Origin of the sequence: Mesorhizobium sp. M8A.F.Ca.ET.161.01.1.1, from assembly GCF_004792105.1 — a bacterium.
Classification (GTDB): Bacteria; Pseudomonadota; Alphaproteobacteria; order Rhizobiales; family Rhizobiaceae; genus Mesorhizobium.
The window spans coordinates 1-366 of sequence record NZ_SRTD01000175.1 but is presented as its reverse complement, the minus strand read 5'-3'; the positions used below and the strand labels follow the sequence as shown (position 1 = coordinate 366).

Genomic DNA, 366 nt, shown 5'->3' with positions numbered 1-366 from the left:
CGTCTCAAGGTCGCACTCAGGGAGCCGACGACGCTGATCGGCGTTCTGACGGCTCTGCTTTTCACCTATCTGATCGTCGTTCCGATCGTTTCGATCATTCTCGATGCCGTCCGCGTCCAGTTCGGCCACGAACGGCGCCTCGGCAAGGATGTCGGCGATCTCACGCTTTATTATCTCGACAGGGCGTTTTTTTCGCCCGTCGCATCGGATCTTTTCTGGCGTCCGCTCTTAAATACGTTGACCGTCGCATTCGGGGCGATTGCACTTTCGCTCGTCATCGGCACCGTTCTTGCCTGGCTTATCAGCAGAACGGACATGTTCGGCCGCCGCTGGTTCGCCACGGCCTTGATCGTGCCTTATATGTTG

1 pseudogene is annotated in these 366 nt (G+C 57.4%); it reads left to right on the top strand.

The window, feature by feature from the left end:
* Positions 1–366 (top strand): annotated as a pseudogene (locus EN804_RS35180) (iron ABC transporter permease); the annotation flags it as partial.